Raw genomic sequence first — 23,381 nt, 5'->3', positions numbered from 1 at the left:
ACTTCTTTATCGGGATCTATAGTCTCTCAAGTAATCATGAACGGGACTACCCCGTGTTCGCTTTTTTATCAAGCATTAAGCGCAATAACGACAACTACCACGTTAACTATTTGTGAGGAAAAAGAGAGTGATAGACGTACAGATCAATGAAGTACCTCTTAAGGAACACCGCCCTTCAATTAATGATTGTTTGGATGAGCAAAAGTTACTTTATGACATGCTGCTGTCACGGGAATTTGATAATCGTAGTGCGATAGTCACACGACAAGGCCGAGCTTGGTTTCATGTGTCGGCTGCTGGACATGAAGGGTTGGCTGTGTTGCCTCAGCTTATGGAAAAAAATGATGTACTGGTTCCTTACTATCGTGATCGGGCGTTAGTATTAGCGCGTGGTATGTCTATTGTTGAAATGACAAGGGAACTTATGGGTAAGGCCACTTCTCACTCGGCCGGCCGAACCATGTCGAATCATTTCTGCTCCAAAGAGCATAATATCTTCTCGGTAGTCAGCTTGACCGGAACCCAATGTATTCCCGCGGCTGGCGCTGCTTGGGCAAGCGTGTTGGACAATAAAAATGGGCTTGTTGTGTGTGGTGTCGGCGATGCGGCAACTCGGCAGGGAGAATTTTATGAAGCGGTCAGCTTTGCGGTTGAAAAGCGTTTGCCCGTCGTCTTTGTGGTTTCCGATAATAAATTAGGTATTAGTACCTCAACGGAGAAGATGGCTCCGTATCGATTGGGAATATTTAACGAGTGTTTGATCCGTCGTGTTGATGCCCGTAAGCCGGAAACTTTGTTTCCTGTTGCACAGGAGGTATTCAATAAGGCGCGATTTGAGCGGACTCCCTGCATATTGGTTTGTCGTATGGATCGGTTAGATTCTCATTCCAATTCAGATTCTCACAAACTGTACCGTACCCCGGATGAGCTGGAGGTACTACAGGACCCTATTGAAAATTACGTCGCTTATTTAAAGGAAAAAGGAGCGATTACCGAGCAAGCTCTGGCTGAACAAAAAGAGCGCATTAAAGCGGATGTCGCGGAAATATTTGAGCGTGTTTACCACGAAGAAGAGCCTGATCCTGCAAGTGTCAGTACCTATTTATGCAATCGTGAAGGGACGCCTACCGTACATGTTGAGATGGAAGCCGAAGAGACACAGGTCAAAGCGGTAAATCAAGTTTTGGACGAGGCATTGAGTCAGCATCCGAATGTGCTGATATTTGGTGAGGATATTGAAGATCCTAAAGGTGGTGTTTTTGGTTTCACCCGTGGCTTATCCACTCGCTATCCTGATCGCGTTATTAATGCTCCCCTTTCCGAAGCCACGATTATTGGCTCGTCTGTTGGGTTATCTGCCAGTGGTTGGCGTCCGATTGTTGAACTGCAATTTATTGACTTTGTTGGGCTAGGTCTCAATCAGTTACAGTCACAACTTGGCACTTTAAGTTGGAGAACGGTGGGAAAATGGCGCTGTCCGGTGGTGATATATGCTCCTTATGGCGCTTATCTCCCTGGCGGTGGTATATGGCACAGCCAAAGCTCGGACGGTATCCTGGCGCATATTCCCGGTATTAACGTTCTGGTTCCAACGACACCGGCTGATACCGTCGCGTTGTTCCGTACCGCGTTAAGTCTGGACATGCCGAGTCTGATTCTGATCCCTAAACACCTTATGAGAGAGCGCCATGAACGCCGGCTGGTGAGTCCAGTGTCGCTTGGGCAGGCAAATATCGTCAGGGCAGGAAAGGACATTACACTGGTTGCTTGGGGAAATACGACTCAGCTTGCGACGATGGCGGCTCTTCAGGCGGAAAAAGACAATATTGACATTGAAGTGATTGAATTACGTAGTCTGGTACCTTGGGATAAACAACGGATTGCGGAATCTTTACGCAAAACCGGGCGGCTTATCGTTGTGCAGGAGGATACCCGGACGGCCAGTGTTGGTGCATCCATTATTGCTGATATTTTGGATGAGAATGACAATTTCTTCTCTTTATTGGCACCTCCGCGCTTGGTGACGCGTGAAGATATTCATATTCCTTTTAATCCTTGTTTAGAGAAAGCTGTTTTACCCGGCACGGATGACATTTTAGCCTCCGTCTATGCGGTAATGAGCTAAGGAGAACTTATGGCACAGTTGCTTATTCCCCCGATGGGAGAAGGAACCACTGAAGTCGTCATCATCCAATTACTTAAGCAGGTGGGGGATCATGTCAAACGTGATGAACCTGTTTATGAAATGGAGACGGATAAGGCTGCCTTTACCATTGAATCTGATGTTGAGGGGATCTTGGAAAAATGGTTGGCGGCGGAAAATGATATTATCCCTGTTGGATCGCCTATTGCCGTTATCAGAGCTGTTGGCGAGATGGCAGAGCCTTCCCCTGTCAGTGAAGCGTTAACGCCTCCGCCGGAGAAAATGGAGAGAGTGGCGGAGGATGTCGAAAAAATAGAGAAAGTGGAGGCGGCTCCTGAAGTCTCCGCTCCTCCTGCGCGTATTCCGCCAAAAACCCGTCAGTACGCACAAGAGCACCAAATTGAGCCACACATTCTTAGTCAACTGGCGGAAAAACATGGCACATTATTGCCTGGTCATATAGATGATTACCTCCAGCAGCACCGCGAAACTAAGATATCAGAAGAAACCAGGCCATCAGAAAAGAGCAATACAGAAAATGACAATGTGGGTTTTCTGTCCAGAGATCAGCAGCGTCTTAATCGTGCAATACGGTTAAATAGTGCTGCGGTACAACCTTGTTGGGCAGCTAAACCACTACCGATTGAGCTTGTTGATAACGCCATTCATCATTTAACGGAAACCTCCGGGCAGCAGGAGTGGATAACGCCATTTCAGGTCATCACTTATGCGATTTCTCAGGCGTTGAAAAAATTCCCGATGTTGCGTTCGAGACCGCTTGATCAGGAGCGTTATCACACTTATACGGATATCAACTTGGGTATTGCTTTTCTGGATGAGAAAGGCGATTTGAGTTCATTAAAAGTACCGAACACGCAGACCATGAGCTTTTTTGAGTTCAGGCAACACTTGAATGGTGTACTTGATCCCGATGCGGAAAAACTGCCTGTTGATATTGATGTTCCTATGATGATCTCCTATACCGGCAACGATGGTGCTACCTTTGCCGTACCTGTTATTGTGCCGCCATCTCAGTCAACATTGTTCATTGGTGCGCCTCACAACAAAGAGATGAGCCTCGTTCTGGCCTTTAATCACTATCTGCTCAATGGGGTAGAGGCATCTGAGTTTATTTCCGAGATTATTGTTCAGGTTCGTGCTCTGTCTGGGCCACGATCTGCCGCACATCAGATAGAAGGTAAAGTAGGTAAATCGGTTTCTGGGCAATTACGCACGTTGCTGGCGGATTTCCTGCATTGGGACGAAGATTTTACTGAATCAATGATGCCGCGCACTTGGGCTGATTTGGGCATTGATTCGCTCAAGGCAGTAAAGCTTGCAGAGTTAATGTCAGTGCATTTTCGTCGGAAATTATCGCCGACGCTGTTCTGGCGTTATAGTTCACCGCATCGATTGATTGAATATCTTGACACTGCCAAAACTGAACTGACTGAGAACAAACATTCCTTAGATGACTTTATTAATGCGATGCGTGGTCTTGATGGCGAAGCAGCATTAAGGTTACAGCGCCTCATAGAAGGAGGAAAGCATGGATAATCTGCACCACATATATCATTCGCTTAGTCCGGATGAACAACGGATAGCTAAATCTGCCTTGTTGGAACATTTAAGTTCCATTACCCCCTCAGTAAGTAGTGCGGGTGATACCAAACAGATGCCTATTGCTATTGTGGGCATGGCTTTCCGACTGCCTGGAGCGGAAGATTCCCCAGAGCAAATGTGGGAGATCTTAAGATCTGGACACAGTGTAATAAAAGAGATTCCCGAGCAGCGGTTTGCATCCGGGAAACCTTACGTCATTCCATTGCCGAAAAAAGCCTTAAAAGCCGGGTTGCTCGATAGTATTGATGGTTTTGATGCGCCATTCTTTGGTATTTCTCCGCGAGTTGCGGCCATGATGGATCCGCAACAGAGAATGCTATTAGAGCTGACTTGGCAAGCGATCGAAGATAGTGGTGCGAATCCGCTTGGCTATTCAGGATCAAAGACGGGTGTTTTTATTGGCTCGTGCAGTAATGATTATCGTGAACTGGTTGCGGCCGATATGGCGATGGCAAATGCTTATGCGCCGACAGGGACACTGAATTGCCTCTTGGCTAACAGATTGTCATTTTATTACAACTTTATTGGCCCAAGTTTGCAAATTGATACCGCGTGTTCAAGTGGATTGACGGCACTGACTCAAGCGGTGAATTCATTGCGTTCTGGGGAATGCCAACAGGCGATAGTTGGCAGCGTTAACCTATTGAGCAACACATTCAACATGGCTGCTTATTACCGGGCGGGGATGTTATCTAAAGATGGCTGTTGTAGGGTTTTTGACGCGGATGCTAATGGTTTTGTCCGTGGTGAAGGGGCTATCTGTCTATTCTTGAAAACGCAAAAACAGGCATTAGAGGATCGGGATCCGATTTATGGATACGTTCGGGCATCGGCGGTTAATCATGGTGGACGTGCTAATTCACTGACTTCACCTAACCCTGAGCAGCAAATTGCGTTGGTTAAAGATTGCTTGCTACAGGCTGGAATTTCTGCGGAACAAATCAGTTACCTTGAAGCACATGGAACGGGAACCTCGTTGGGTGATCCTATAGAATTTAATGCGCTTAATGAGGTCTTTAATCGCGATGAATCAGGAGGAACGCTACAACCTTGCTATATTGGTTCAGTAAAAGCCAACATTGGGCATTTAGAAGGCGCTGCGGGGTTAGCTGGCATCGTTAAAGTTTTATTAATGTTGCAGCATAAATCTATTGTACCTAGCGCTGCGTTTCAGCGTTTGAATCCTGAAATTGATAGTGTGGATTCACGTTTACAACTGGCTACAGAGGAAAATTCTTGGCGAGTGGGGGCAGGGCAAAAGCGTTTCGCTGGACTCAGCTCTTTTGGATTGGGGGGCAGCAATTCCCATGTCATTTTAGAGGAGGCACCAACCCAAGCGCAGCAACAGATTAAAGCCAACCTTGAGGGGTATTATTATCCCATCTCGGCTAATAGCCAGGCATCGTTACAAAAAATAGTGGCTATGCTAGGGGATTTTATCGAGAATGATGAAAGTGTTGAACTACCAGCGGTTAGCTGGACATTACAGTTTGGCAGGGCAGCGTTATCCTATCGGGCACTGTTTGTTGCAACATCACGACAGGATCTTTTGAAGCAGTTACGGGATTTTGCTTCGTCTACGGCAACGAAAGAAGATCAATGGCTTCATATGGCGGAAGATGACTCTCGATTTTTATGGTTACGAGGTCAAGATATAGATTGGCGTACTTGCTGGCCTTCCGGGCAGAAACCGTTGCGTATTCGATTACCCAAATATGCTTTTGAACATCGGCGTTACTGGTTACCTCACAATGAATCCGTGGTTGCAAAACAGTAAGCAGTGAAGCGGGATAGGAAAACCAGAAAGCATGGTGGAGACCCCACAATTTCGTAAGAGGTTGTGGGGTTTCTTTGAGGCACAATTTATGCTGTTCACCCTTGTGATAAAGATGAAATATCAGATCTATACCCGTCATCTTTCAAGTTGCTTCTTTGTTGGCTGCACTCACTCACCCCGGTCACATAGCTATCTATGCTCCCGGGGATTCGCTCCCTTGCCGTCGCGATGCATCTTGAAATCCATAGGGTATATATATCTTTGAAATAATTATTTTTAGTGAGGGTTAAGATCAAGCTTAATTAACGCCATTATTGTCCTAATTTAATAATATAATTAACCTGACTTTTTTCTGATATTATTTTCAACTCGGATTATATTCTACAAAGAAATTTAAAATAAGCGTTTTACAGTGATTGTTATCACAGAGTGAGCTTTTGTAAAATACTACTATGGAATTATATATTTCTATTTGATATATTGTTAATAACTAGTTGGTTTCTTTATCGATATGAGTTTGTGATGATTGAGGTTTTACTGTGAAATATCATTTTATTTGATAGAGAGATAATGTTAATTCAATTAACCAAGAGAAATGATAGTCACTTTAAAATAAAATTTTATTTGTAGAGATAAAAGGAAGGTAATATGGAATTTATTAAAAATAGATTTTGTCACTGGAACGGTGAACACCTTGTTGTCGATACAATGGCCAGAAATCATAAAATGGTTAACAGTATGGGAACGGGCGAGGGATTAGTTTCGTTTGATGGCTTTGGTGCTGATCTAATTCGTTTCAGCAAAGATGAGGGGATGCAGAATCATACTCACTTAGGGCATCATATCTTATTTGTCCTCGCAGGAACGGGTTATGTTATTTATGCGGGTGAAAAGCATAAAATAGAGCCTGGAGTTTGTTATTTTGTGAATGGAGAAATAGATCACGCGATTAAAGCAACCAGCGATTTGGTTATGCTTGTTGTCGGTAATAATCATTGTGCGGTTGATGCGCAAGATAGGACGACGCTGGTGCCATATAGAGAGGGAACGCCAGAGGAATTAAAGGTTTAACTTGGGATAAATTAAATATGTGCTAGTGCTTGATGGGTTGCGAGAATGCCATGATATTCATGAAGGTAATTATAAATCAGGATGTCATTGGAGTGATAAAAGGATGATATGAGCATCTCATGAAGGGGATCAGGTACTAGCCTATGGAATATTAAATTTACTGGAAATAAAATGGAGAAATATATTAGAGATAATATGCTATTGTAATGATAAAGGTGGAAATAACGATTGAAATTATTTTAATCTAATATTTAAATTGGAAAATAATTTCAATGAGTGGTGGTAATGAGTTTTCGGATGGAAATTAAATTAAATAACCTGAGTTCTGGTTAAGCCGTTACTAACATATCCATTTCTAAGCAGGAAATATTCAGTGACTGTTCTCTTTGAGATAATAAGCTATCTGTCCCTCTAACACATTTAACATTAATCCTTGCACACTACAGTGTCGTGAATGTTCTGTCTGGGAAATATTGGGTATCCGTATTTGGGGATTGATGAACCAACTAAAGGATTCCCTTTCTCGATATTTATATCTCGTATTTAATGGTTGAGTAGTGTCAATCTTAATGCTACGGTGAATAGTATTATCATTGTTTCTCAGGCCATTACAAATGCCAATTATCAGTGAATTTTTTGGCATCTTGATCTGGATGTATTAACCATAATCCGCCTCTCAACAAGATTGAACCACTGGAGAGATTATCATGCGCAGAGTAACGAAAGTGGAAATAAAGCCAGAATACACCTTGGCGGTGACGTTCGATGATGGCACCTATGGAGAGGTGTGCATCGCGGATCGGTTGTTCGGACCCATGTTCGAGCCACTGAAAGAGCAGGAATTCTTTGCCCAAGCGCGTGTTGATGAGTGTGGCGCAGTGTGTTGGCCGAATGATGTTGATCTGGCACCCGACGCACTCTACAAAAAGCTCAAATCCCACTTAAGGGGTAATATATGACTGAACTGTTTGCATCGCTTGCGTTTGGATATTGGCAAAAGCGAGCGTTTTAGTCATTTTCTAGAAGGTATTGATGGACTGACTAAAATACAATTTTATCCTTCCGTTTAAAAGCAAGATAAACACCTTCTTTAACCATATCTAGAGATATATATTCAGTGCCAAAATTTCCTGTTGGCTTGGTTTTATAAGGAATGAGTTCTTCATTGAAGATTTCTTGGTAAGATTTCCCTAGACTGTTTATTAATGCCTCTACATTGACTGTCACTTGTATAACCCTTTTTGCTTCCTACCAGCTATCACTCTAGTTGATTTCGGTGGATAGTAGTTTAACACCTGAACCGACTGGAAATACTAGAATATTGCTATTCTTCTGTACCTTCATTCGATATTATTCTTGAAGTCAACTTTTGTTTTTCAATTCCATCTTACATACTCTCTCATTCTTACAGAGTTTATTATAGTTATGACTAAGCTCTGCTGGTTGCAGAGCTTAGTCCTTGTAAGCCACTATTTCTTATTGATAATGTTATGCGAATAATTCATTTGATAGTAATTTCATGTAAATATTAACCACTTACAAGAAAAACAGTGAAATACGACAAAGAATATTTAACTCTAAAATCAATCTTTCTTTGAAAGATAGAGTTTCTTCGCATCTTCCAAACTCATAGAATTAGCTCCTCCTGAAAAATGTGGGTCTGCTGATTGAACAGGATCATCTTCCCAATGACATATCGAACATATTTCATATTCGCCTAAACGTTCAATTGTCTGTTTACCACAACAAGGACAAGTATTATATCCCATTATTTCCTGTTCCAATATTCAAATTCACTTTCAGTTTAATTTTTTAATCTATTGATTAATGAATTGATTCTCAAGAAAAATTTCCTCTTTATATTGACTACCAACACACTTCTGAGGTGAATAGGAGTGTTATGTATTCAACACGGTCAAGTAAATCATAGGAGATCTGCATACTTGTCGGAACACGGAAATTAAGTAATGTATATAAGTCCTTACGACCAAACTGGTGCTTCATAATCATCTCAGGCGGATGCGACTTTTCAGGCTCTCCAAACTGTTCATGAATCCATTGACGAGACATCATCGAAATTAGGGGAGATGGCAACTCGTTGGGAAATTGATATGATGGCTTATCTCGATCAATTAGGGTAATTGTCACAACAAATAAAATCTTATTTTTTCTTTTAAATGCCAAATACACACCTTCTTTAATCATATCCAATGATATATAATCACAGCCTAGGTGTCCTTTAGGCTTTGTTTTATAAGGAATTAATCCTTCACTATAAATTTCCTGATAAGTTCTACCTAAACTATTAATTAGTACTTCAATGTTAATCGCCATTATTTATATAACCTCTTTTCTCAATTAAGCCAATTCATCTTCAATTTAACCTTTTAAGCTGCTGATTAATGAATTGGCTCTCAAGAAAATCTCCTCTTTTTGACTACCACCAACGTACTTCTGAGGTGGGTAGAAATGTCACTTCTTTAACGCGATCTGATAGATCATAATCAACTTGCATGTTAGTTGGTATACGAAAATCTAGTATCGTGTACAAATCAACCCACCCAAACTCTTCTTTCATTATCACTTTTGGTTCTTTTGACTTTTCAGGCAATCCGAATTGTTCATGGATCCACTGACGTGACATATGTGAGATCAGCGGTGATGGTAACTCATTTGGAAATGTGTATGATGGTTTATCACTATCTAGTAGAGTAAGTGTCACATCAAATAAAATTTTATCCTTCCGTTTAAAAGCAAGATAAACACCTTCTTTAACCATATCTAGAGATATATATTCAGTGCCAAAATTTCCTGTTGGCTTGGTTTTATAGGGAATGAGTCCCGCATCAAAGATTTCCTGATACGTTTTCCCCAAACTGTTTATTAATGATTCTATATTTACTGTCATTTGTATAACCTCTGTTCCTGATTTAGTTTATGCATTTTTACTCTAGCTTCTTCGAGCTGACGCTCTGTTGCACCATATTCCTGTAATGCTGGCATTATTGTATTAAAATCTCGATCGACAGCTCCCCGTAAGTCACTGGCATCCTGTCGTATTTGCTCAGGGGTATTACGTCCCCCATAGGTCGCACTGAGTTTTCTATGGACATCAGCAGGAATAATTATAGCTGCTACATTTTTCGATAATCTTTCCAGTTGCTTGGGTTTCAGTTCTGGATAAAGGTTTTTCCAGTAAGCCTGAACCGCAGCAGCCGAAGGCATATGATCAGCATGCATCCCATTTCTTGGTCTCCCCGCAAAATTACTATACAAATCCACCTCAAACAATTTCACCGGCGGTTTACTCAAATACACATACACCGGCGGCATATTCGGGATGGGGAGTATCAGAATATAATCCCAAAAATCCTTCTCTTCCGGCATTGGCAACGATTCAATACCAATATGATAGCTGTGTGAGGTATTAACCTTACTTAACCGTGATAAAAAGGATTATAAAAATCCTTTTTATCACTGACTTAATTGCTATTTTTTAAAGCCAGGTTTACCGCTTTTGGCTCGCCATTCTTTGATTTGCTTCACTATTCCTTCAGGAGAATCATCCTGACCAGACGATGGGTAAAAAAGGATATCAGTACCATCTGGATGCTCTGATAAACGGATAAAATCTTGAACTGCAACATTAGCTTCATCTTCCGTCGCATAGTCTGCATTGCATACTTTTCTGGCAAATTCTAAAAACTCAGCTTCTGTATAATCTTCTAACTTTTTATTTAGCTTCATTTTATTCCACCTTTGCTTGAATGAATTTCGATATGCCTTTTTGGTGTTGTTACACGAAGGTTATCGAGATTATAGACTTCACCACCGTCTTTAATAAATTTAACATGATGGATCTCATATTTTTCTCGATTTCCAATGTGTTCCTGTCGTGGTGAATATGGAGAGTAACTCTTTTTTAAAAACTCTTTATTATGTGAATTAAATTGCTGAGACAACTCAGGATCATTACCAACCTCTTTCCAAAATGCCCTTCTGAAATCATCAAAGTTATTAAATCTCCTCCCTCGTAACTTATCCGCTATCTGGCTAGGGATGGGTGCCCCCATATCTTGTCCTGCGAGACTTAACCAATTACCTTCAACTCTTTGTCCTTGGCCAGTTACCACTCCCGGTTGGTTCCGAGGAGTATTAAACATCACATAAACTGGTTTCATTCCTGAACCGGCGGGAAAGACCAGAATATAATCCCGAAAATCCTTCTCTTCCGGCATTGGCAACGATTCAATATCGCTGCCGACTTTATCCGGGATCGGCAATACGGTTATCTGCGACGGAATAAACGGCTGTTCCTCATTCCCGGTATGGGGTGGAACTTTGAATTCCTGATCGTTTGGTGTCCATAAAATCGTTGGCCGATATTCTCCTGGTTCCCAGAACTCATAATTACCGGTGACTGGATTCCGTTTCATCATACGAACCGGCACTTTATCCAGACCACTTTCTGGGCTGACGTGATACCCCTGAACCGTCATCCTGCCGCTTTTTTCATCTCTGATCCAGCGAAAACGGACACGGGTCGGTGCTTTACCATACTGACTGGCAATTTCACTAAGATGATATTGGTTTAAGTAATCTTCTTCGCCTTCATTTAACCCCGATGAATAAAACAACCCCATTAATCCGACTGTCAACGGATTCGGCGCTGCCAGCCAACGTCCGGCACTAGTAACGCCACCGCCAATGAAACGCATCACCAGCGCTTCGCCATCCGCTACCGCACTGCGGGTCGTTGCAGCTACAGCAGTCGCAGCGGCTTCGGCTTTATCTTTGCTGTTGCTAAACCACCGTTTATACCACGGTAATTTTTTATCCTGTGGCTTATCCGGTTCTGGTGGATGTTTTTTGCCTTGCGGAGGCTGTTCAGGCTTTGATTCCGTGACAGGGGCGGGCGATGATAGAACCTGATATATCCCCATCCTACCGAAATTATTTGCCGGTTCAGTCTCCGTACCGGCGTCGGTACAGCCTTTGCCCCGTTGACGAGATTTGGCAAATACCGGGATCGGTGGAGGTGGCACTTGTGTCACCGGTGGAGGATTGGACTGAACTGTTGTTGCTTCCTTCATTGGTGATGAGAAGTTTTGCGTCGCCGTATAAGCAGGTGTTACCGCTTGTTGACGAGGCTGTTCCTGCTTCTCGTAGCTGTCCATAACCGAATTGATAAACCGGGCCCGGCAAGGGCAGGTGCTGACACTATCCAATGTGCCGGCTAATCGTTGCCCCATATCAAACATATCTGATATGCCGCCGACAATCATATAAGTACCGGGATGCTTGCCGCAGGTAGCTTTATCCCCTTCACGCGCGGTGGCTCGCCCATTAAATGTCATGGTGTGATCACCCGTAATAATCTGTCCGCCACAGGTGGTTTTGTCACCAACCAGCAGGTAATACCCTATTGCCATCTGCTTCACTTCCCCTTTGACTAGCCACATTAATCTTTTTTTTAACTAAAATAATTACCGTATCGTTACAACTTAAAAGGTAATAATTGATCGGTAATGCAATATATTTGAGTTAAAGAGATATAGAAAAGTTCAGAAATTAATGAAAATAAAATCGAATTTTTTGCTGCTAGCTCTATCCCGCAAATACCCGGTCAAATTTCTCATTGTTCCAGCCATCGGATTTTTTCTCTTTTGTCATGCTAACCGCCATTTGATTCCATATTTTCTGATCGATAGCGTTTGAAAATCTGACAAGGAAAGCCGTGGCTGAAGATAGCGATCTTGAGAAAACAGAAGAACCCACGCCCCATAAGCGGGAAAAAGCGCGAAAAGAGGGACAAATAGTCCGTTCCAGAGAGCTGAGTTCTATCTTGATGTTGACCAGTGGTTTAAGTTTGCTCTGGATGAGTGGTCAGTCAATGACGCATGAATTGTCGTTGATGGTGTTTGAAGGGTTTAGTTTTGATCACAGCATGGTCAGCAATGATAAGCAGATGGTTCAACAGATTGGCAGGTTGCTGCAACAGGCTGTTTTGGCCCTGCTGCCGGTTTTTGCTGGATTAGTATTAGTTGCATTAAGTGCCCCGGCGCTATTGGGTGGATTAGTGTTCAGTACCAAATCCATCAAATTTGATCCGAAAAAATTGAATCCCATTTCTGGCCTGAAACGTATTTTTTCAATGAATGCGTTGGCGGAATTATTCAAAGCACTACTTAAAGCGGGATTTGTCGGTATTGGTGCTGCTTTGTTCCTTTGGATGAACTGGCCTGCCATGTTACGGCTTATAGCTCAACCGCCACTGTTGGCACTGGATGATGCTATGCAAATGCTGATATTCGCCGGTTATGTGGTGGTTTTCATGTTGATACCGATGGTGGCTTTCGATGTTGTTTACCAGATATACAGCCATTTGAAAAAACTGAGAATGACCCGGCAGGAAATAAAGGATGAATTTAAAGAACAAGAGGGGGACCCACATGTCAAAGCGCGTATCCGTCAGCAACAACGGGCGGCTGCTCGTCAGCGTATGATGGCGGATGTACCGAAAGCGGATGTGATTGTCACCAACCCAACTCACTATGCCGTTGCGTTGAAATATGATGAAAAAGCGATGAGTGCGCCAAAAATATTGGCGAAAGGGGCGGGGATCATTGCATTACGGATTAAAGAAATAGGTACAGAAAATCGTATTCCATTACTTGAGGCGCCGCCACTTGCCAGGGCGCTTTATCGCCATGGTGAAATTGGCGGGCAGATCCCCGCGACACTGTATGCGGCAGTCGCGGAAGTGCTTGCTTGGGTCTACCAATTGAAACGTTGGAAACGGGAAGGCGGCTTGAAGCCGAAGAAACCTGAAAATCTGCCAGTGCCGCCAGCACTGGATTTTGCTGGAGAAAATAATCGTCATGGCTAATCTGGCCTCTATACTTCGTTTACCGGGCAATATGAAAGGCTCGCAATGGCAAATGCTTGCCGGGCCGGTATTGATCCTCTTGATTTTGTCGATGATGGTATTGCCATTGCCGCCATTCATGCTTGATTTACTGTTTACGTTTAACATAGCGCTATCAATCATGGTGTTGCTGGTGGCGATGTTTACCCGGCGTACGCTAGATTTTGCTGCATTTCCGACCATTTTGCTGTTCTCCACATTATTGCGCTTATCTCTTAACGTAGCTTCAACCCGTATCATTTTATTGGAAGGGCATACGGGTTCTGCGGCAGCGGGGCATGTTGTAGAGGCATTTGGCCATTTTCTGGTTGGTGGCAACTTCGCTATCGGTATTGTGGTATTTATCATCTTGGTATTGATTAACTTTATGGTCATTACTAAAGGTGCAGGGCGGATTGCCGAAGTGGGTGCCCGTTTTGTGTTGGATGGCATGCCGGGTAAACAGATGGCAATTGATGCCGATTTAAATGCGGGATTGATTGGTGAAGAAGAAGCGAAGAAACGCCGTGCTGAAGTGACACAGGAATCGGATTTTTATGGTTCGATGGATGGTGCCAGTAAGTTTGTGCGCGGCGATGCGATTGCGGGATTGATGATCTTAGTTATCAACGTCGTTGGCGGCTTAATTGTTGGTGTAGCCCAACATGGTATGAGTTTGGGGGATGCGGGAGAAGCGTATACCCTGTTAACCATTGGTGATGGTTTGGTTGCACAGTTACCTGCTCTCATTATTTCTACTGCGGCGGGTGTTATTGTGACTCGCGTAGCAACGGATCAGGACGTTGGTCAGCAGATGGTGACTCAACTGTTCAACAATCCCAGAGTGATGATGTTGAGTGCGGGTGTTCTTGGATTGTTGGGCATGGTACCGGGAATGCCCAATTTTGTTTTCCTGTTATTTACCGCGGCATTAGCTGGTCTTGGCTGGTATCTATATCGCCGCACCGATGCGCCGGCGATAAATACAGAAAAACCAAAAATAGAAGAGCAGCAACAGACATCAGAAGCTTCATGGTCCGATGTTCAGCTTGAAGATCCTTTGGGTATGGAGGTGGGTTATCGTCTGATTCCGATGGTTGATTTTCGCCAGAATGGTGAATTACTGGGGAGGATCAGCGGCATTCGTAAGAAATTTGCTCAGGAGATGGGATATTTACCGCCGGTTGTTCATATCCGGGATAACCTTGAACTGGCCCCAGCGGGCTACCGTATTCTGATGAAAGGGGTAGAAATTGGTCGTGGTGAAGCGCATCCGGGGCGCTGGCTGGCGATTAACCCCGGTGGTGCCGTGGGGGAATTGCCGGGTGATATCACGAAAGATCCTGCTTTTGGCCTGTCTGCGGTTTGGATTGATGATAGCCTCAGAGAGCAAGCTCAGGTTCAGGGATACACGGTGGTTGCCGCCAGTACGGTGGTTGCGACTCATATGAATCACCTGTTGACGCAATATGCGAATGAGTTATTTGGTCGTCAGGAAGCTCAGCAACTATTTGAGCGGGTCAGCCAGGAGATGCCTAAACTGACGGAAGACTTTATTCCTGATGTTGTTAATCTGACAACCTTGCATAAAGTGCTGCAAAATCTGTTGTCCGAACAAGTGCCGATTCGAGACATGCGGACAATTATTGAAACCTTGGCTGAACATGCACCTGGACAAACTGATCCTTATGAATTGACATCTTTGGTTAGAATTGCGCTTGGCCGGGCAATTGCTCAACAATGGTTCCCCGGCGCACAGGAAATTCAAGTCATCGGATTGGATGCGGGCCTTGAGCGCTTGTTAATTCAGGCGTTACAAAATGGCGGTGGTCTGGAACCCGGATTGGCGGATAACTTACAACGGCAGGCAACGGAAGCACTGCAACGCCAAGAAATGTTGGGCGCGCCTCCGGTGCTGTTGGTCAATCATGCATTACGCCCGCTGTTATCGCGTTTCTTACGTAGAACTTTGCCTCAATTAGTGGTTTTATCTAATCTTGAAATCAGTGATAACCGTCAAATTCGTATGACCGCGACCATTGGTGGTAACGGATAGCGGTATCAATAGAATAGCAGGCCATTTATTCCAAAATGGCTTGCTATAATCATCTTTCGACATTCATAGTCATTTTTAGTCATCAAAATTAATTTAATTAATTGGTTTTTAATATAAATTTATTTTACCCATTTGTTATAGTTAACAACATCAATTAGGATATATATTTTTCCCACAGAAAGGGCAATAATTCATTATAACTTTACCGCCGATAAGCTCACTGGAATATAACTGGGTAATATTAATGCCGGGTTCTCCTAGTTTAATATTAGCTTAATTATGGTGGAGGTAAAATGAAAAATGGATAAGTGGGCTCATAAAATAATTAACTAAAATTTCATTATGATAATTATCACTTTTCTAATTGTTATTAATTGATTTTTATGGGTTCTTTCTGATTGAGTTAAGTTATCAGTATTTTCCTTATTTTAATATGGCTGAACGGATATTGCAGCGGTAATATCTAGGAGAAGTTTGGCAAGGTTAATTAATATGAATAAGGGGTTGTTATGATAAATAAAAAAGTGAGTGTTCTTGCAGGATTGTTTTTATCTTTAATTGCTGGAACAGGGATAGCTGCTGAAAAAGCATCGGCTGATAAGATAGAGCAGGAAGTTTCTCCAGGCGATTTTACTTGTTTAAAATACCTACCTGCTGATGGTGATTATACAGGAAAATTGATTTATGCTTTTTCTGTAGATAGCTGGGTTTATAATTGGTATTGGTTCGTGAGCTTAAACTCAGATGATTCGGGATGTGTAGGGATTGATAAAAACAGTGTAAGACATGATAATATTGCTTATGACGCCTTTGCTCAAAGTAAGATTTTAAAAATTAGAGTCAGTAAAAATCGTATAATAGGCATAGCTCAGTAATTTTATTCACTATTCTTGATGATGTTATTTAAAATACTTTATCGCTAAACCAGTGCATTAATTGTGCTGGTTTTACGCTATCTTGAGATAAAGTTAAATATAAATAATGGACATAATTTATATGTTATTTATTCCCAATATGCGTTTTATTTGAAATTCATAAATGATGATATTGTCCGTAGCTTATGTTAAAAAAGTTTTTTAAATAGCTCAAAAACAGAACAAATTATACTGAGTAAGAATAATAAATAACGGGCTAAATAATCGCATGTTGAATAAAATAATGATAAAGGAAAGATAAAAAATAATACACAGAATTGGGTGACGAAAAAATAAAATTCAGTAATATCGGATGCCCTAAACAATTCAAAAGGATGAGAGTTAAATATATATAAAAATATGTTAAATCCCGTAACATTAAGAAAAACAGCAAACGGACCTCAACTAAAAGGAAATGAGGGTACATATGACACATCAATATTAAAAGGCAGCCCTGTAGGAAGAAGGGATATTGGGAATTCCGCACCATTACCCGCTCAGGCAGAAGTTTTTCAAAAAGTTGTTGACGAAAAAATAGCAAACTTCAAAACAAAGGGAAATCCAATATCAATCGTTGTCTGGCATAATAGTCGGACAGGGCTTACCCATATCATGGATGGTCAGCATCGATTTATTGCTGCATGTATACTTGGAGTGCCGGTTAATTTGGCATGGAAAAAGTTCGGCATACCGCCTAATCAGATAGACTGGAGTGGTACAAAATTCTCAGATGGAATACCAGCCAAAACCAAGATATTTGGAAAATAATCGATTAAATTAATTTTGTATGTATTAAGCGCCACTTGAGCTGATACAGCACCTTGAAAAATTGAGAGTTACCGGTTTTAGTATAGATTTGAAATCTTAAATAAAACGCGAGGTAACTCTCATGCTTCATATTACCAATCCTATTATCAAATATATAAATCTGGAGGATGATGTCTATTTTTATATTTTGTTAATTTTAAATCTCTATATTTTTAATTCCTTACAATTAACTAATAAACTTCTTCATTTAAATGGATTATTAGTTATATTGGAAAAGTTATTTTTAATTGTTGTATTTAGTCTGATTTGCCAAATGTTTTTATTATGTAGCAGTGAGATGTCTTGATATAAATACGTAACATTTATAAACATCATTGATTATTATGTTTTCTCTAATAAAGTCTTTGGTTGATTAGTTTAAATATAATTAAATTAATGGTTATTGCGATACCAGTGGAATATTGTTTAAACGGTATCTTTTTATGTGAGATTTTTAAAAAAAAGTAATTAAAAATTTATTAAATGGCTGGCAAAAATTCACTTTTCTATAATGCTTAAATATAGATGATTTTTTCGTACGAAAAATGTAGTCGAGTTAAATATTAAATAAGCGTTATCCGGAGCAAGTCTTTCGAGGGCAGTATCAGCTATAACACATAACCAAGGTCTGACTTTATTAATAGGGGGAAAATAATGTCCACTGAACCGCCGCTACATCAAGAAGATATTGTCGTGATACATGTTGCCACACCCGACGATTTGGCGAAGTTTGCCGATCAATCACTCTTCTGGAATGAAGAAACCTATGAACAGATGAAAACTGCGGAAGTGTTGTTTACGCCAGCGGGAGAGATTCCACCTGGCTTGGGAATTAAATATGTCGCCACGCCCGGTGATTTGGTGAGGTTTGTCGATGAAGAAGGCTACTGGAGTGAGGAAACCTATAAACAGATAGAGGTTGTAAGGGTGTTGTTTATACCAGCAGAAAAAATACGCGGTGTGGGGATTAAACATGTTGCCACGCCTGACGATTTAGCGAAGTTTGCCGATAAAGAGCTTTTCTGGAGTAAGAAAGACTACGAGCAGCTAAAAGCCGCAGAGGTGTTGTTTGTACCCAGAGAAGGAATGCCCGGTTAGGGGGCTAAACATATCGCCACGCCTGACGATTCGGTAAAGTTTACCGATAAAGAGGCCAATTAGAATGAAGAGAAACATTAAGAGGGGGATAAAGCCAGGATATTGTTTATCCCGAAAATAAAAGAATAGAACGGCGTGTAATAACATTAACTTATCTGTCATTCGGAATTGGAGGTATTAATGGCTCACAACAAGACATCTACTACATCCAGCGAGAATAGTTTGTTGGATAAAGAGGAAGTTAAATCCTGGTTTAAATTATATTCCCTGCCGAAAAGTGAAAATTATGCTCAATTGGTGCAAATAGCGGCGGAAGGTCGACGTTTGGCCGGGCTGGACCCTGCTCAGCTCGATAATAATCCAGGGGCAGGATTGAACCGGGATCTGGATGAGGTGAATTTACTCTTAGTGAATCCCGGTGATGGGGTGCATATCGGCGAAGACCGTGAAATTGCTGTCAATATTGATAAAAGCAGCGGCTTACAGTTCATTAATGGCGAATTGGGGTTACGCCCCGACTTTAAATTGTCGCTGGAATTGTTTGAGAGTTTTACAGAGGAACAAAAAAGGGAGCTTTACCGTTGGCTGATTCATGCTGAGGAGATGGCAGCAAGTAAGGCGCAGTTGCCCGCGTTTGACTTGCCGGCCAATGGTAACAATAAAAACCTTGGCGCTGTTGTCAGTGTCAGCGGCGATGGGAAAACTATTGCGCTTAGTGGGGCAGAAGGAAAGGATCCTGTATATCTATTTTCTTATACCGATAACGGTTGGCGGCAGCAATTCGCTGATTACGTTAGTGGTTATAGCGGCAGAGCGTTAAGTTTGAATCGCAATGGTAATGTCCTCGCGGTGGGGATTGATAACCGAAACAGTGATGGTGGGCATGGTTCGGTGTTCGTTTATCGCAGATTGGCAAATGGCGCGTGGGAGAAATCGGCCAAACTTTGGCTTAGTGAGGCGAACGTTCAGCAGCATTTCGGTTGCGCTGTGGGCCTAAGTGCTGATGGCACACTATTAGCAGTAGGTTCTTATGGCTGGAGATCGAGTTTATTGGCTAACTGCGGCGCAGTGTATCTTTATCAGTATGACGGGAAGAAATGGTCACAGCTTGGTGAGCGTCTGACCTTATCTTCTCCGGCACAGGGCGATATGTTTGGCGGAAAACTTAGCTTGAGTGCCGATGGTTCAATCTTGGCAGTGGCGGCAACGGGGCGTAATGGTAATGGTGAAGTGACGATATTTCATCGTCACGGGGAATACTGGCAACCGCAACCACCGCTCAATTCGCTGACTTCGCCTTTAACCATCAGTAATGACAGCTTTGGTGCCAGTCTTAGCTTGAGCGACAGCGGCAATATTCTGGCGGTGGGGTGCCCGGGAGAGAAGAACAATATTGGTGCGGTCTATTTGTACCAGCGTCACCGTAATGTATGGCAAGTTATGGGAATACTGAGAGAAACGGTGACTGCCGGGGAAAGGTTTGGCAGCGAACTCTCTTTGAGTAGTGACGGCCAGATGCTGGTGGTGTCAACACCTGTTGGTAAGAATGACACTGGTGTGCAAACCGGTGCGGTATGGTGGTTTAGCTATCAGGATGAACAATGGGTTATGCAGAGCAAATTACTGGAGCTGGATGGGGAATCAAACCATAAATTTGGTGCCGGTGTTTGTTTTAGCGGTGACGCCAATACATTGGCGATTGGTGCCAGTGGCTGGAAAAGTGGCGAAGGGAAAGTTTACCTTTACGACTAGCTAAATGAGGAAAAGACGATGGTGAAAGAGATAACAGATGAAACGGTCAGTCAGCTTGGTACCCACTTCGCCCCTGGCAAGATCCCGACTGAGGCGGCGTTTTATTCACTGATTGATTGGGCCACGTTGTGGCGACAGCTTTTTGGTTGGCAGGATGGTGCTCAAGCTTATCATCCGGGGGGCGGTTTGCAGGTTATCGACAACCGTTTGGCGGTTAAGACTGGCAATGGCATCGCGGTGAAACCGGAGGGGCTTGCGTTAAGGCTACAGCCCAATGGGGGATTGATGTTGGATAAATCTGGGGCGTTGTCAGTGGATGGTACTGTAGCCGTTTCGGCACAAGCTTTTAAATTGCTTCCTGAGGAGACGCGGAAACAAATTGCCAAGTTGTTATTGAATGCTGAGACAGAAAACAGATGACAGAGAATAGATGACGGTGACTGCCTAATACGGCTTTTGAGGACATATTATGACTGATAAAGAAATGAGTTCTGTTGACTCATTGAAAGCGAGTTTTAAGTCTGGTGTTCCGCCTATGCCTGAAGCATTTTCTCATTTGATTGATGAGGCATATAGGGCATATGAAATCATTGATGGTGATAAGCGGGATGGCCCGACCGCAGGGCTGGGACGAGATGACAAAGGAAAACTAGCCCTCAACACTCACCATTCTGGCGGGTTAAACCTTGATCAGAGAGCTTTGGCCCTGTCACTGAAGCTAGAAGGTGGGCTCTCTTTTGATGGGGGAAGGCGTCTGAAATTAGATGCCGATCGGCAGGTTCAGTTTGCCGATTTTTTCAGTTTATCGCGGTGGGAGCGGATGGAGATCGCACAGTTGTTGGGTTTGAAACGCAGTACCACGATGATGCGTATTGTTTCTCCTTCCCCTAAAGAGAATGAACGCTTTGGCACTTCTGTTAGCCTGAATGCAGCGGGAGATTGCTTAGTGGTTGGGATGGGGAAAGAGCTCTATTTGTATATGAGCCGGAAGGGTGAGTGGAATACAAGCACGCCCATTGTGTTTGAGGCTGATGGAGATAAATATCGTAGTGCTTCATGGAGTGTCAGTCTGGATGCGGAGGGAGATAACCTGGCTGTGGGATACTTAAGTGAAACTGATGTTTATAAAATGGATGCTTGTGTGTATATGCGTACGCATGGTGTCTGGGATACAAAAAATCCCATTGTGTTTCCAATCCAGCGTTCTTATGGAAACAATAATGTGAATGTCAGTTTGAGCGCAGCAGGAGACTGTCTGGTGGTGGTGGGAGACAGCTCTTGGCTCTATGTGTATACCCGCACGAATGGGATCTGGGACAGAGAAAGCCCCATTAAGCTTTATTTTTCGAGTTATGGTAACGAGGTTGCCATGATTTGTCTGAGTGCTTCGGGAAACTGTCTGGCGGTGCATAGTACCAATGTTAATCATCCTTCTCCTGCAATAAACATGGTTTGTGTGTATACACGCACGAATGGGACTTGGGATGCAGGCTACATTAGGTTCAATCCCCCTGAAGATAGCTCACCCGGTTTTGGCAAGGTTTTTAGCCTGAATGCAGAGGGAGATCGTCTGGCGGTGGGGGCGGATGATGATTCACCCATTATTAATGGGAAGGTTTATCTGTATACGCGCACGAATGGGATCTGGGATACACAAAATCCCATTAAGTTTTCGGCTCCGGCAAGTGGCGTAACGTATTTTGGTTGCGCTATCAAACTGAATGATGCGGGAGACCGTCTGGCAGTGGGTGCGGCTTCCCGGGTGTATGTGTATACCTATCTGAATGGTAAGTGGAATATGGAAACACCTATCGAGATTTTGGACCCTTCAGGTAATTTAGACAATGTAAATGGTTTTGGTAAGGCTGTCAGTTTGAATAAGTTAGGAACGAGTTTGGCGGTTGGTGCAGTTTTAGCCAAGGTCGGTTCTGCGCCTGAAGCCGGTGCAGTTTATACCTTTGAGAATGTCAAATAGAGGACAGAAGACAGAGAACAGATGACGGTGACTGTCTAACTACGGCTTTTGAGGACATATTATGACTGATAAAGAAATGAGTACTGTTGACTCATTGAAAGCGAGTTTTAAGTCTGGTGTTCGGCTTATGCCGGAAGCCTTTTCCCATGTGATTGATGAGGCATATAAGGTATATGAAATCATTGATGGTGTTCAGGGTGATGGTCCGACCGCAGGACTGAAACGAGATGGCAAAGGAAAACTGGCCCTCAACACTCACCATTCTGGTGGGTTAAACCCTGAACAAGGGGCTTTGGCACTATCATTGAAGCCAGAAGGTGGACTCTCTTTTGATGGGGGAGGGTATCTGAAATTGGATGCAGATCGGCAGGTTCAGTTCACGGATTTTTTCAGTTTATCGCGGTGGGAGCGGATGGAGATTACGCAGGTGTTGGGTTTGAAACGTACTATGATAACGCGTATTGTTTCTTCCTCCCCCAAGAAAAATGAATCCTTGGGCGATTATGTTAGCCTGAATGCGGCGGGGGACTGCTTAGCGGTTGGGATGATTAATAAAGTCTATGTATATACGCGCCGGAAGAGTGGTGAGTGGAATACAAGCACGCCTACTGTGCTTGAGCCTTATCAAAATGATTATTATGGATCTTCATGGGATGTTAGTCTGGATGCGGCGGGAGATTGCCTGGCGTTGGGAAATAGAGCGCCCGCTAATGCTAGCATGATGGTTGGTGTATATACACGCACGAATGGCGTCTGGGATGCAAGAAATCCCGTTTGGTTTCCGGCTCTGGACGCCAGAGATTACTTTGGTATTAATGTCAGCTTGAGCGCAGCAGGAGACTGTCTGGTGGCTGGGGGCATATACTCCTCTACGTTCCATATGTTTACACGCACGAACGGGATCTGGGATAGAGAAAATCCCATTAAATTTCCGGTCCCTTCGGGTTCTTATGAGTTTGGCAAGGCTGTCGTCCTGAGTGCCGCAGGAAACTGTCTGGCGGTGCATGGTTACGATGATTTCACAATAAGCACGATTTATATGTATACACGTACGAATGGGATCTGGGATAGAGAAAACCCCATTAAGCTCAGTCACCTTGAAGGTCAATCATCTGTTTTCAGCAAGGTTTTTAGCCTGAATGCAGAGGGAGATCGTCTGGCGGTGGGGGTGGGTTTTTATAAGTCCACGAATATTGTTAGGGCGGTTTATCTGTATACACGCACAAATGGGATCTGGGATAGAGAAAATCCCATTAAA

20 protein-coding genes and 4 pseudogenes are annotated in these 23,381 nt (G+C 43.0%); 14 read left to right on the top strand and 10 right to left on the bottom strand.

What is annotated here, in order from left to right; translation table 11 throughout:
- Positions 1 to 127: 127 nt before the first annotated feature.
- Genes AACQ38_RS04505 through AACQ38_RS04495 form a run of 3 tightly spaced genes read left to right on the top strand, consistent with a single transcriptional unit; the run spans position 128 to position 5,543 of the window.
- On the top strand, positions 128 to 2,125 hold the full coding sequence (locus AACQ38_RS04505) for a dehydrogenase E1 component subunit alpha/beta (protein WP_339367024.1): 1,998 nt from the start codon (positions 128 to 130) through the stop codon (positions 2,123 to 2,125).
- A 9-nt stretch (positions 2,126 to 2,134) separates the two neighbouring features.
- Positions 2,135 to 3,700, top strand: a complete 1,566-nt coding sequence (locus tag AACQ38_RS04500; RefSeq protein ID WP_165577514.1) for a biotin/lipoyl-containing protein — start codon at positions 2,135 to 2,137, stop codon at positions 3,698 to 3,700.
- Complete coding sequence (locus AACQ38_RS04495; protein WP_011146150.1) at positions 3,693 to 5,543, top strand: type I polyketide synthase; 1,851 nt, start codon at positions 3,693 to 3,695, stop codon at positions 5,541 to 5,543. The genes AACQ38_RS04500 and AACQ38_RS04495 overlap by 8 nt, the downstream gene beginning before the upstream one ends.
- Positions 5,544 to 5,638: 95 nt before the next feature.
- Here the strand turns inward: AACQ38_RS04495 and AACQ38_RS04490 are convergent, their stop codons facing one another.
- On the bottom strand, positions 5,639 to 5,839 hold the full coding sequence (locus AACQ38_RS04490) for a hypothetical protein (RefSeq protein WP_158538207.1): 201 nt from the start codon (positions 5,837 to 5,839) through the stop codon (positions 5,639 to 5,641).
- A gap of 352 nt (positions 5,840 to 6,191) precedes the next feature.
- Here AACQ38_RS04490 and AACQ38_RS04485 point away from each other — a divergent pair, with 352 nt between their 5' ends.
- Complete coding sequence (locus tag AACQ38_RS04485; protein WP_011146151.1) at positions 6,192 to 6,614, top strand: cupin domain-containing protein; 423 nt, start codon at positions 6,192 to 6,194, stop codon at positions 6,612 to 6,614.
- Between the two features lie 329 nt (positions 6,615 to 6,943).
- On the opposite strand, the pseudogene AACQ38_RS04480 reads toward AACQ38_RS04485, so the two are convergent.
- Positions 6,944 to 7,089, bottom strand: a pseudogene (locus tag AACQ38_RS04480) (IS982 family transposase); the annotation flags it as partial.
- Positions 7,090 to 7,321: 232 nt separating this feature from the next.
- Between AACQ38_RS04480 and AACQ38_RS04475 the strand changes: the two are divergent.
- Positions 7,322 to 7,573, top strand: coding sequence for a DUF2442 domain-containing protein (locus AACQ38_RS04475; RefSeq protein ID WP_011146152.1), 252 nt, complete (start codon positions 7,322 to 7,324; stop codon positions 7,571 to 7,573).
- A gap of 85 nt (positions 7,574 to 7,658) precedes the next feature.
- On the opposite strand, the pseudogene AACQ38_RS04470 reads toward AACQ38_RS04475, so the two are convergent.
- The 8 genes and pseudogenes from AACQ38_RS04470 to AACQ38_RS04435 all read right to left on the bottom strand — a co-directional run.
- Positions 7,659 to 7,841: pseudogene (locus tag AACQ38_RS04470) on the bottom strand (DUF6392 family protein); the annotation flags it as partial.
- 356 nt (positions 7,842 to 8,197) lie between these two features.
- The gene (locus AACQ38_RS04465) at positions 8,198 to 8,383 is read right to left on the bottom strand and encodes a CPCC family cysteine-rich protein (protein ID WP_011146154.1); all 186 of its coding nucleotides are present in this window, start codon (positions 8,381 to 8,383) and stop codon (positions 8,198 to 8,200) included.
- Positions 8,384 to 8,480: 97 nt separating this feature from the next.
- Entirely contained in the window at positions 8,481 to 8,948 is a 468-nt protein-coding gene (locus AACQ38_RS04460) for a DUF6392 family protein (RefSeq protein ID WP_165577513.1), read from the bottom strand.
- A 103-nt stretch (positions 8,949 to 9,051) separates the two neighbouring features.
- A complete protein-coding gene (locus AACQ38_RS04455) occupies positions 9,052 to 9,522 on the bottom strand; it encodes a DUF6392 family protein (protein ID WP_011146156.1) in 471 nt (156 codons plus the stop codon).
- Positions 9,519 to 9,926: a hypothetical protein gene (locus tag AACQ38_RS04450; protein ID WP_242685521.1), complete on the bottom strand. Its 408-nt coding sequence runs from the start codon at positions 9,924 to 9,926 to the stop codon at positions 9,519 to 9,521. Before AACQ38_RS04450 ends, AACQ38_RS04455 begins: the two co-directional genes overlap by 4 nt.
- Positions 9,927 to 9,938: 12 nt before the next feature.
- A pseudogene (locus tag AACQ38_RS04445) lies at positions 9,939 to 10,016 on the bottom strand (hypothetical protein); the annotation flags it as partial.
- Positions 10,017 to 10,103: 87 nt separating this feature from the next.
- The gene (locus AACQ38_RS04440; RefSeq protein ID WP_011146157.1) at positions 10,104 to 10,361 is read right to left on the bottom strand and encodes a bacteriocin immunity protein; all 258 of its coding nucleotides are present in this window, start codon (positions 10,359 to 10,361) and stop codon (positions 10,104 to 10,106) included.
- Positions 10,358 to 12,046 carry an S-type pyocin domain-containing protein gene (locus AACQ38_RS04435; RefSeq protein ID WP_165577511.1) on the bottom strand — a complete coding sequence of 563 codons (1,689 nt, stop codon included), beginning with the start codon at positions 12,044 to 12,046 and terminating at the stop codon, positions 10,358 to 10,360. The genes AACQ38_RS04440 and AACQ38_RS04435 overlap by 4 nt, the downstream gene beginning before the upstream one ends.
- A 305-nt stretch (positions 12,047 to 12,351) precedes the next feature.
- On the opposite strand from AACQ38_RS04435, the gene flhB reads away from it, so the two are divergent.
- The 9 genes and pseudogenes from flhB to AACQ38_RS04390 form a co-directional block, all read left to right on the top strand.
- Positions 12,352 to 13,503 (top strand): flagellar biosynthesis protein FlhB, encoded by a 1,152-nt coding sequence (gene flhB / locus AACQ38_RS04430; RefSeq protein ID WP_165577510.1) that lies wholly within the window; start codon positions 12,352 to 12,354, stop codon positions 13,501 to 13,503.
- Positions 13,496 to 15,577: a flagellar biosynthesis protein FlhA gene (flhA, locus tag AACQ38_RS04425; protein WP_011146160.1), complete on the top strand. Its 2,082-nt coding sequence runs from the start codon at positions 13,496 to 13,498 to the stop codon at positions 15,575 to 15,577. Before flhB ends, flhA begins: the two co-directional genes overlap by 8 nt.
- 509 nt (positions 15,578 to 16,086) lie before the next feature.
- Entirely contained in the window at positions 16,087 to 16,452 is a 366-nt protein-coding gene (locus tag AACQ38_RS04420; RefSeq protein WP_165577509.1) for a hypothetical protein, read from the top strand.
- A gap of 399 nt (positions 16,453 to 16,851) precedes the next feature.
- Positions 16,852 to 17,259, top strand: a complete 408-nt coding sequence (locus AACQ38_RS04415) for a hypothetical protein (RefSeq protein WP_207631783.1) — start codon at positions 16,852 to 16,854, stop codon at positions 17,257 to 17,259.
- A 693-nt stretch (positions 17,260 to 17,952) separates the two neighbouring features.
- Positions 17,953 to 18,396 carry a hypothetical protein gene (locus AACQ38_RS04410; RefSeq protein ID WP_165577508.1) on the top strand — a complete coding sequence of 148 codons (444 nt, stop codon included), beginning with the start codon at positions 17,953 to 17,955 and terminating at the stop codon, positions 18,394 to 18,396.
- Positions 18,397 to 18,576: 180 nt separating this feature from the next.
- On the top strand, positions 18,577 to 20,148 hold the full coding sequence (locus AACQ38_RS04405; protein ID WP_165577507.1) for a hypothetical protein: 1,572 nt from the start codon (positions 18,577 to 18,579) through the stop codon (positions 20,146 to 20,148).
- A gap of 18 nt (positions 20,149 to 20,166) precedes the next feature.
- Entirely contained in the window at positions 20,167 to 20,568 is a 402-nt protein-coding gene (locus AACQ38_RS04400; RefSeq protein ID WP_011146164.1) for a hypothetical protein, read from the top strand.
- Between the two features lie 49 nt (positions 20,569 to 20,617).
- Complete coding sequence (locus AACQ38_RS04395; RefSeq protein ID WP_207631782.1) at positions 20,618 to 22,123, top strand: hypothetical protein; 1,506 nt, start codon at positions 20,618 to 20,620, stop codon at positions 22,121 to 22,123.
- Between the two features lie 58 nt (positions 22,124 to 22,181).
- Positions 22,182 to 23,381, top strand: a pseudogene (locus tag AACQ38_RS04390) (hypothetical protein); the annotation flags it as partial.

This window comes from Photorhabdus sp. RW14-46 (genome assembly GCF_963887965.1).
In the GTDB taxonomy this organism is placed as follows: Bacteria; Pseudomonadota; Gammaproteobacteria; order Enterobacterales; family Enterobacteriaceae; genus Photorhabdus; species Photorhabdus laumondii.
The sequence above is the reverse complement of the archived record's forward strand: the minus strand, read 5'-3'. Positions and strand labels throughout refer to the sequence as shown.

Coding starts and splice junctions, on each gene's coding strand:
- AACQ38_RS04500 (WP_165577514.1), top strand. CDS start 2,135: ATGGCACAGTTGCTTATTCCCCCGATGGGAGAAGGAACCACTGAAGTC.
- AACQ38_RS04400 (WP_011146164.1), top strand. CDS start 20,167: ATGGTGAAAGAGATAACAGATGAAACGGTCAGTCAGCTTGGTACCCAC.
- AACQ38_RS04485 (WP_011146151.1), top strand. CDS start 6,192: ATGGAATTTATTAAAAATAGATTTTGTCACTGGAACGGTGAACACCTT.
- AACQ38_RS04455 (WP_011146156.1), bottom strand. CDS start 9,522: ATGACAGTAAATATAGAATCATTAATAAACAGTTTGGGGAAAACGTAT.
- AACQ38_RS04440 (WP_011146157.1), bottom strand. CDS start 10,361: ATGAAGCTAAATAAAAAGTTAGAAGATTATACAGAAGCTGAGTTTTTA.
- AACQ38_RS04395 (WP_207631782.1), top strand. CDS start 20,618: ATGACTGATAAAGAAATGAGTTCTGTTGACTCATTGAAAGCGAGTTTT.
- AACQ38_RS04420 (WP_165577509.1), top strand. CDS start 16,087: ATGATAAATAAAAAAGTGAGTGTTCTTGCAGGATTGTTTTTATCTTTA.
- flhA (WP_011146160.1), top strand. CDS start 13,496: ATGGCTAATCTGGCCTCTATACTTCGTTTACCGGGCAATATGAAAGGC.
- AACQ38_RS04460 (WP_165577513.1), bottom strand. CDS start 8,948: ATGGCGATTAACATTGAAGTACTAATTAATAGTTTAGGTAGAACTTAT.
- AACQ38_RS04415 (WP_207631783.1), top strand. CDS start 16,852: ATGTTAAATCCCGTAACATTAAGAAAAACAGCAAACGGACCTCAACTA.
- AACQ38_RS04405 (WP_165577507.1), top strand. CDS start 18,577: ATGGCTCACAACAAGACATCTACTACATCCAGCGAGAATAGTTTGTTG.
- AACQ38_RS04410 (WP_165577508.1), top strand. CDS start 17,953: ATGTCCACTGAACCGCCGCTACATCAAGAAGATATTGTCGTGATACAT.
- AACQ38_RS04435 (WP_165577511.1), bottom strand. CDS start 12,046: ATGGCAATAGGGTATTACCTGCTGGTTGGTGACAAAACCACCTGTGGC.
- AACQ38_RS04465 (WP_011146154.1), bottom strand. CDS start 8,383: ATGGGATATAATACTTGTCCTTGTTGTGGTAAACAGACAATTGAACGT.
- AACQ38_RS04475 (WP_011146152.1), top strand. CDS start 7,322: ATGCGCAGAGTAACGAAAGTGGAAATAAAGCCAGAATACACCTTGGCG.
- AACQ38_RS04495 (WP_011146150.1), top strand. CDS start 3,693: ATGGATAATCTGCACCACATATATCATTCGCTTAGTCCGGATGAACAA.